General features: G+C 62.4%; 6 protein-coding genes and 2 pseudogenes. 5 read left to right on the top strand and 3 right to left on the bottom strand.

Translation table 11 applies throughout. From position 1 onward, the window contains the following. The coding region (locus AC0L3P_RS38890; RefSeq protein WP_473309293.1) for a hypothetical protein at positions 1–206 on the bottom strand (206 nt) is incomplete at its 3' end. A 324-nt stretch (positions 207–530) separates the two neighbouring features. Between AC0L3P_RS38890 and AC0L3P_RS38885 the strand changes: the two are divergent. After that, a pseudogene (locus tag AC0L3P_RS38885) lies at positions 531–765 on the top strand (transposase); the annotation flags it as partial. A gap of 173 nt (positions 766–938) precedes the next feature. Here the strand turns inward: AC0L3P_RS38885 and AC0L3P_RS38880 are convergent. Both AC0L3P_RS38880 and AC0L3P_RS38875 read right to left on the bottom strand, forming a co-directional pair. After that, positions 939–1,652, bottom strand: a complete 714-nt coding sequence (locus AC0L3P_RS38880) for a DUF6036 family nucleotidyltransferase (protein WP_473309292.1) — start codon at positions 1,650–1,652, stop codon at positions 939–941. A gap of 114 nt (positions 1,653–1,766) precedes the next feature. Next, positions 1,767–3,104 (bottom strand): annotated as a pseudogene (locus tag AC0L3P_RS38875) (MobA/MobL family protein); the annotation flags it as partial. Positions 3,105–3,359: 255 nt separating this feature from the next. On the opposite strand from AC0L3P_RS38875, the gene traC reads away from it, so the two are divergent. The 4 genes from traC (at position 3,360) to AC0L3P_RS38855 (ending at position 6,238) form a co-directional block, all read left to right on the top strand. Then, positions 3,360–3,620 (top strand): conjugal transfer protein TraC, encoded by a 261-nt coding sequence (traC, locus tag AC0L3P_RS38870; RefSeq protein WP_473255525.1) that lies wholly within the window; start codon positions 3,360–3,362, stop codon positions 3,618–3,620. A 4-nt stretch (positions 3,621–3,624) separates the two neighbouring features. Beyond that, entirely contained in the window at positions 3,625–3,840 is a 216-nt protein-coding gene (gene traD / locus AC0L3P_RS38865) for a type IV conjugative transfer system coupling protein TraD (protein WP_473309291.1), read from the top strand. Next, the gene (gene traG, locus AC0L3P_RS38860; RefSeq protein WP_473309290.1) at positions 3,827–5,776 is read left to right on the top strand and encodes a Ti-type conjugative transfer system protein TraG; all 1,950 of its coding nucleotides are present in this window, start codon (positions 3,827–3,829) and stop codon (positions 5,774–5,776) included. The genes traD and traG overlap by 14 nt, the downstream gene beginning before the upstream one ends. Positions 5,777–6,061: 285 nt before the next feature. Then, positions 6,062–6,238, top strand: a complete 177-nt coding sequence (locus tag AC0L3P_RS38855) for a hypothetical protein (RefSeq protein WP_473309289.1) — start codon at positions 6,062–6,064, stop codon at positions 6,236–6,238. Positions 6,239–7,844: the final 1,606 nt, after the last annotated feature.

The raw sequence follows: 7,844 nt of genomic DNA, 5'->3' as shown, positions 1-7,844 counted from the left end.
TGCTCGCCGCCACTCACGCCGATGTTGCGAAAGGCGAATTGAGCGGAATTCTGAGCCGATTCGCATGCTTCGGCTCCCAGAGCGTCCTTGCACGCTCCCAGCTGACCGCATTGCCTCATCCAGAATGTTCTGGACAAGTTCTCGGCGGCGATAGGGCGGTGCCATCGAATTGGTTCAGCGGCGTCTATGGCGGGAAAGATCAGCATGGGCGCGCGCCGGGAGGCGCTGCCGACCGCAGCCGAGCCCCTGTAGATCCCTCTGGACCTTTTCTGGGAATAACGACGTACGTCTGTGGCCCCTTTCTAATCCATGTTGTGATATGCCCAAATCGCACTTCCGCAGGTCAGGTTCTCTGGCGAGCTTGGGTACTGGCCTGTTTCCGACCTCAGTGCTTGGCTTGAAGCTGAGAGTGGCCTGTTTTCGTTTCGTGCCGGGCCTTGATCTATCTCAAAGGGAATTGGTCCGCGCCGAACATTCAATGAACGCCATGGAACGGCACTACCCACTTTCGCTCGTCTGGCTGGCGCACGTTCGACGACGAAGTCCGCCAGTTGGCGAAGTCGGATAGACGACGCGCCGCCTGATGACGGTTCCTGGTGTCGGCGTGGTGACCGCCTTGGCCTTACCGCCATACGATCGACGACCCATCGCGCTTCCGATCGGCATCAAGCGTCGGCGCCCATCTGGGTCTTAGCCTCGACGCAACCAGTCTGGCGAACTGATATCAACGGCAAGATATCACGATGCGGCGACCGCCTTCTACGAATCCGGACTAGCTCCGACGGCGCGAGCACTACCACCGTCCGTGGCCGAGTTCAGAAATGTAAGCTTGACAACAAACCGCAATCAAAGGGCCGAATGACAATCAAAATCAGTTTGATTACTAGCGTGCAGCTCGCTGCACCATTTCCGGCGGAAAGCAGGGCTGGTCCGGAGGCTCACCGCCGCTGCAGCCGACAGAAACCATTGCGGTCGACGTGGTGGACGAAGCCTCTAAATAAATCGCAGCGGTGGCTGCTAGAATCCCGGCGGCTTGCTTGCTGCAGCGTCTGCTTTGGGCTCGTCCGGAAGGCCGCGCACGAAGCTGATAGCTCGCTCCTGAAGTTCGGCCTCCAGCTTTGTCGCCTTGATACGGTTAACGATGAGATCACGATTGAATGGCCGCGCCTTGTGGTAGCCGTCCACGAACTCCTTGTCCTTTCCGACAGGCGAGCGAGCTTGGATACGATAATGTCTTCGGGACATGGCGCCACAGCCAGAACCTTCCTGTCGTCAACGTCGACCGTTTTGGTGATGGCGCGCTTCTTCCAATCGCCAGGAAGCCGCGCGGTATTCTCGTCGACACCGTCGATATAGAAGCCGTGATCGCGATGGAATTTTGAGCCCTCGCCGTAGAGAGCATTTATCTCTTCTGAAGCCTCCGGATCGTCTTCAGGATCCAGCTCCTTCTGCTGAATTTCCCATATCTTCGCGTTCTCCGGATAAGCGTCGATTTCGCCAGAGGTGCGTAGGACGACCGGAGCGTCGGGCCACGAAAGTAAGATGCTTTGGCTTCCAATGATGAAGACCTTGTCGGTTTTAAACAGCCGGGCAATCACCCTGACTGTCTCGACAAGGTCTTCAATAGTTCGAACAAACGAGTTTTGCGTCACGCCACCATCCGCGGAAGTGCCGCGGTTTGATGGATCGCAGATCTCTCTGCAATCCGCTTCGCCGCCTTCCAGATGCGACGGCGCAGAGTGTCATCCTCGAAGTTGATACCTTCCGCCAAAACCCTTCTGCAATCCCTCGGCCGCCTTGCCCGCCAAGGCGCCGCCGACGACGCGGTAGCCGGCGGCTTCCCACATTTCGCGCGCCGCCCGCATCATCGTGGTCTTGCCGGCGCCGGCCCGGCCGACAACCGCCGCGATCCGCTCTCCAGAGGCCAAGTGCGCGATGGCTGAGCGCTGCTCGGCCGAGAGGTTGGCGTGCCGCGCGGACACGGCTGAAATGACCGGTGCCTTCACGGCGAAAGCCGCACTGCCCGACAGGTGGACCGCGCGCCGCACCATCTCCGCTTCGAGCTGGATCAGCTCGCGCGTGGCATATTTTGCCGGCGTTGGAGCCCCCGTGACAAAGTCGACCGCCTCGACATCCAGCCGCAGAGCCTCGGGGCTTTGCAGCACCCGCGCCATCAGGTGCTGGAAGGTGCCGGCATCGTCGACATAGCGATGCAGCAGCTTGCCGACATCCCGCTCGTCGAACACGCTGCGTTCCCGCGAAATCATGTCGAGCACGATCTCGGGACGGCGCTGGATTCGTCTCAGCGTCTCGGCCCGGGTCTCCTCAAAGACGCGCAGCCGTTCGAGGTTGGGATCGCGCCGCTCGCGCTTGGCCCGGCGTTGGATCGCCTTGGCTGCAACCCCGATATGGGTGGTCGGCACGACGTTGAGGCCGCGCTCGGCGTAGGAGCGTCCATCGACGCGAATGTCGTGACCGTTCAGAGCCAAATGCTGGTTCTGCAGGTCGAGCCAGCCGTTGCGCTGCTCGAGAAACTGCTGTTTGCCGCCGGCCCACAGCCGGTAGGCGATCTTGCCGGATTGCATGCGCAACGGCTGGCCGTCCTCGCCGATGACCGCGACCCGCTTTGGCCCGAATCCGTGCTCGGTAAGGGGTCGCAGCGTCGTCATCAGATGGATATGCGGATTGCCCGGCTCATCGTGATAGACCCAATCCGCCATTTGTCCGCGCGACAGCACCTGCTCGAGCACGAACTGGCGTACCAATGCGATGTTCTGGTCTGTCGTGAGCTCGGCAGGCAGCGCGATGATGAACTCCTTGGCGAACTGCGCATCGCCCCGCCTCTCGAAGGCCTCGACCTTGTTCCAGAAGGCCTCCGAGGCACCGGCGACGGAGCGATCGGCGATCATGGTCCGGAGCCAGGCGGGCGCGTCGGCCGGCAGCAGGAACTCCTCGTGGATCATGCCGCGCTTATTGGAATAGTCGACGGTGCGGCCCTCGGCCTCGAACGCCATCCTCGCGCAATGCCGGTAGGCGGCGGCCAGCACGGCGCTGCGGCCGTCGCCGCGTCCGATGAGCTGGGGCGTGAAATGGGTGATGGCCACGGCAGGAAGCGATCCTTAGGACGAACGAACATGCAGTTCCGTCGGAATCGCTCTGCCCGTGCGTGGGCGGGAAGCAGGACGTCGCGTCAGCGACGTATTACTGCGCCCTTGGAAGCCGCTCCTTCGGAACGGCGGGATGATCTTCCAAAGCGTCGGCTTCGCCGACCCCGTTAATTACCCGGGTCGCGCTTCGCGCTCACCCCGGCTTTGCTGTCGAGCGCTTCGCGCCAGTCATGACAGGAAAGGTCTTCCGGAATGAAAAAACCCTCGCGGCAGATCAGGGACGAAATCGCACGGCTCCAGGAGCAGTTGAAGCAGGCTGAAACGCGCGAGGCCGAGCGCATCGGCCGCATCGCGCTCAAGGCCGGAATGGGAGAGATCGAGATCGAGGAAGCGGCGCTGCTCTCGGCATTCGAGGAGATCGCCGGCCGGTTTCGCAAGGACGGGCGCAGAGCCGCCAACGCGGCTACGGCGATCCCGCCTGTCGCGCCTGCGGGCGTGGCTGAACAGGGCTGAACGCATGCGGCGCTCCGATGCCAGCGATGCCCGCAAGAAGGACACCCGGGAGAAGATCGAGCTGGGCGGCCTGATCGCCAAGGCGGGGCTGCGCTACGAGAAGCGGGCGCTGCTGCTCGGCCTGTTGATCGATGCCGCCGACCGTCTGCGGGGTAACGATGCGGAACGCGATCGGCTGGCGGCGATCGGCGCGAAAGCGTTCGGCCATGAAAGCAAATAGGATTGCGCTGGCGCTCGCGCCGGCCGTGCTGATGGCGGGCATGTGCGTTGCCTTGACCGGCCTCGAAGCGTGGCTTTCCAAGTTCGGGACTACCCCGAAGGCCCACGTGGTGCTCGGCCGGATCGGCATCGCCCTGCCCTACCTGATGAGCTCGGTGATCGGCCTCGTCTTCCTGTCCGCGGCGGCGGGCGCGACCGCGATCCGCTCCGCCGGCTGGGGCGTCACGTGCGGCGGTCTCCTTGTGGTCGTGATCGCCACCTCGCGCGAGATCGCACGGCTGCATTCCTTCGCCAGCGCCCTGCCCTCTGGAGACCGGCTTTTGAGTTATGCCGATCCCTCCACCATCACCGGAGCGATGTTCGCGGCGCTCGTGGCCGTGTTCGGGTTGAGGGTAGCCATCAGGGGCAATGCCGCCTTCGCGGCCGCTGAGCCGCGCCGCATCCGGGGGCAACGCGCCATCCATGGCGAGGCCGACTGGATGGCGATGACCGAGGCTGCGCGGCTGTTTCCCGATGCGGGTGGCATGGTGGTCGGGGAGCGCTATCGGGTCGATCGAGATCCAGGTGCCGAGCAGTCCTTCCGCGCCGACGACCCGGAGACATGGGGCACCGGGGGCAAGTCTGCTCTGCTCTGTTTCGATGCGTCCTTTGGCTCGTCGCACGGCATCGTGTTCGCCGGTTCCGGCGGCTTCAAGACGACATCCGTCACCGTGCCGACAGCGCTGAAATGGGCCAGCGGCCTGGTCGTCCTCGACCCCTCGAACGAGGTCGCACCAATGGTCCGGCGACACCGGCACGAGGCGGGCCGGCAGGTGTTCGTGCTCGACCCGCGATCCTCGGCGGTCGGCTTCAATGTGCTCGACTGGATCGGCCAGCACGGCGCAACAAAGGAGGAGGACATTGCCGCCGTGGCGTCATGGATCATGACCGACAATCCGCGCCAGGGCTCGGCGCGGGACGACTTCTTTCGAGCTTCGGCATTGCAACTGCTGACCGCGCTGATCGCCGATGTCTGCCTGTCCGGCCATACGGAACTCCAGCATCAGCACCTGCGCCAGGTCCGCGCCAATCTGTCTGAGCCGGAGCCGAAGCTGCGCCAGCGGCTGCAGTCGATTTACGCCAACTCCGCCTCCGGATTCGTGCAAGAGAACGTCGCGCCCTTTATCGCCATGACCCCGGAAACCTTCAGCGGCGTCTATGCCAATGCGGTCAAGGAAACCCACTGGCTCTCCTATGGCAACTATGCGGCGCTGGTGTCTGGATCGAGCTTCACAACGGCCGAGCTCGCGCAAGGTCGGACCGACGTCTTCATCAATCTCGACCTGAAGACGTTGGAAAATCATGCCGGTCTCGCCCGGACCATCATCGGCTCGCTGCTTAACGCCATCGACAATCGCAACGGAGACGTGCCCGGCCGCACCCTGTTCCTGCTCGATGAGGTCGCCCGCCTCGGCTACTTACGCATTCTCGAAACCGCGCGCGATGCCGGACGCAAATACGGCATCACCCTCTTGATGCTGTACCAGTCCATCGGCCAGATGCGTGAGGCCTATGGCGGCCGGGACGCCACCAGCAAATGGTTCGAGAGCGCCTCCTGGATTTCCTTCTCGGCAATCAACGATCCCGAAACCGCCGACTACATCTCCAAGCGCTGCGGCGACACGACCGTCGAGGTCGATCAGTTGAGCCGATCCTCGCAGATGTCGGGTTCCTCTCGGACGCGCTCCAAGCAGCTCGCGCGCCGGCCGCTGATGCTGCCCCATGAGGTTCTGCGGATGCGGACCGACGAGCAGGTCATCTTCACAGCCGGTAACCCGCCGCTGCGCTGCGGACGCGCGATCTGGTTCCGGCGCGCCGACATGCGAGCCTGCGTCGGTGAGAACAGATTCCACCGGAGAGACGCTGGTCGCGTAGCTGATGATCGTGAAATGTCGTGACGGGAGTATAGATCGCTTGCGCGCTCGGGGGAGGCGCAGTTCCCCGCAGAGACAGTAGAGCCGTCCCGAGAAAACCCACCGATTCCCTATCGATGGAAAAGGAGGAGGCATTGTATCGGCGAGCTCGGGCGCACCATCGTCGGACTTCCACCGGAACTCGGCAGACCATCACTGGTCCAGCCTCCCCGAGGGAGGAGCAGGACCGCGTGTCAAACAGCGGCCTCTGGCTGCAGCCAAGGCTGGGGGCGAGTCCTGGCGAGATCGAATTCGCGACGGAGAAAGTAGATGAGCCAAGACAGCGGTCTCGAAAGCGAAACCGTTAAAGCGATACAACGCTATCGCGAGGCGCTTGCATTGGTTGAACACCTGGAACGAGAGGACGCTTGCGCGCATCGAGCGCTGAGGCGCACGCTGCTCGATTTGCCGCGAACCGCAGCGAAACGGAGCGGCACCGCATCTTAAGGAAAGCCTTTTTGAGATTTGCTCGGCAGCCGTTACGCGGTCGGACCGAATGGCGGCCGCCCAGGTCAAGGCGACCTCGAGATCGGAGTCCGCCCGCTTAAAATTGGCTCTCTTGGTCCGGCAATTGGGATATATTCCAAAAGTCCCGCTGCGGCCGGATGCCGACGAGACCCACTGAGTCCAGGTGAGAGAATCTCGCAAGATCGGAAGCTCCCGACGTGCTCGCGTCCGCGATCGCCGAGGTGAAGGGCAAAAATCGGGACCTTGCCGGATCCAAGCCTTCCAAGCCTTCCAAGGCACGTGCAAGCGCTTTGCCGCCGCCTTGTCGCGTCCGCCCAACTAGGAACAGCGGCAGGACGTGGTTGCGCTGATCAACGCCGCCAAAACGCAGGTAAAATCGGAGCATGTTCCGGGTAGCGCCGGGATGGGGCGCGGGTAAACGGCCTTTGACTGCGGTTCAGCATGCGTGGATTCGCGTTCTCGCGGAGGATAAACTGCGTTAGGCCGTTCGGGGCGCTTCAACATCTCGGCGTCGCGCCGTTTCTAAAAGCGCTCAGAGGGGGGCCGAATCGTCGACTGTTGCAAGCCACTTGCGCACGTTCGCGATGCTACGCGCACCAAGGCGAACTCGGGACTGGATAAAACTTGGGGAAGGTCATTCGGGATTCTTTCTCGCCGACACCACCGATGCATGCCGAGCGATCTCAGCAACGGAGGCGTCGACCACGATTGCGACGGCGCCGCTAGCGTAATCGTGGTCGGCATCGCTGGCGATATCCCGAGCGACACGGGCGCTCTATTGGACCGCCAAATTCAGGAGAGCGATCGAGCTCCAGTCTCGACGCCTGCTCTCTATTGTGGAAAATCGCGAAGCAGTAACGTGGCATAGTCGCGGCGCTCGTCTTTTTGGTCGCGGTCATGCCCGCCCACACCTTGGCGGTTCCTCGCCTGTCAGAAACGACAGGGTCCGTGCGACAGTGGCGCTAGCAGACGGGCTCGCGGTTGCCGCCCCTCGCAGCAACACCTCTCGCGTTCGAGGACATCTGAGGCAGCAAGCCTTACGTATTGAAATCCGATAACTACCCGTGGTAGTTTCCACTTTTACCCGAGCTATTTGCCCTGAAGCCGTCCTGATCGTGTTTTTTCTCCTGGGAGGACATTTATGCGAGGCTCTCGCGCAATCCTTTACGCCGAACGACTTAGCGAACTCACTTCTCAGCTCTCAGAATTGGAAGATCTTCGACGTTTGGTGGAAGAAGCAGAGCGCCGCGCCCGCGGTGTGCTTCCATTACGCTTGACACGTCCTGCTTGGCGCCGCCATCGAAGCCGTGAACCAGGCGCCTCGTCTGTCCGCCTCCGTCGCCACGCGCGACCGAGCAGGAATGCACGCGTTATCAGTCCACCTGACAACGACAACCAAGTCGAGTGGACTTTGCTGGAGGCATTCCCCGATGGATGGTGGGCTTCCTCCTAAAGTCTCTCCAGCGCTGACTTGAAGAAGAGATCGATCCGATGCTGGCGGCCCACCCTGCGGATTCCGATCGATGTCGCCCAGGATTCCGAGATGATCTCGCCCACCATTCCGATTTGAAGTCGCCCACCCGTT

The organism is Bradyrhizobium sp. WSM4874, from assembly GCF_055811835.1.
The sequence above is the reverse complement of the archived record's forward strand: the minus strand, read 5'-3'. Positions and strand labels throughout refer to the sequence as shown.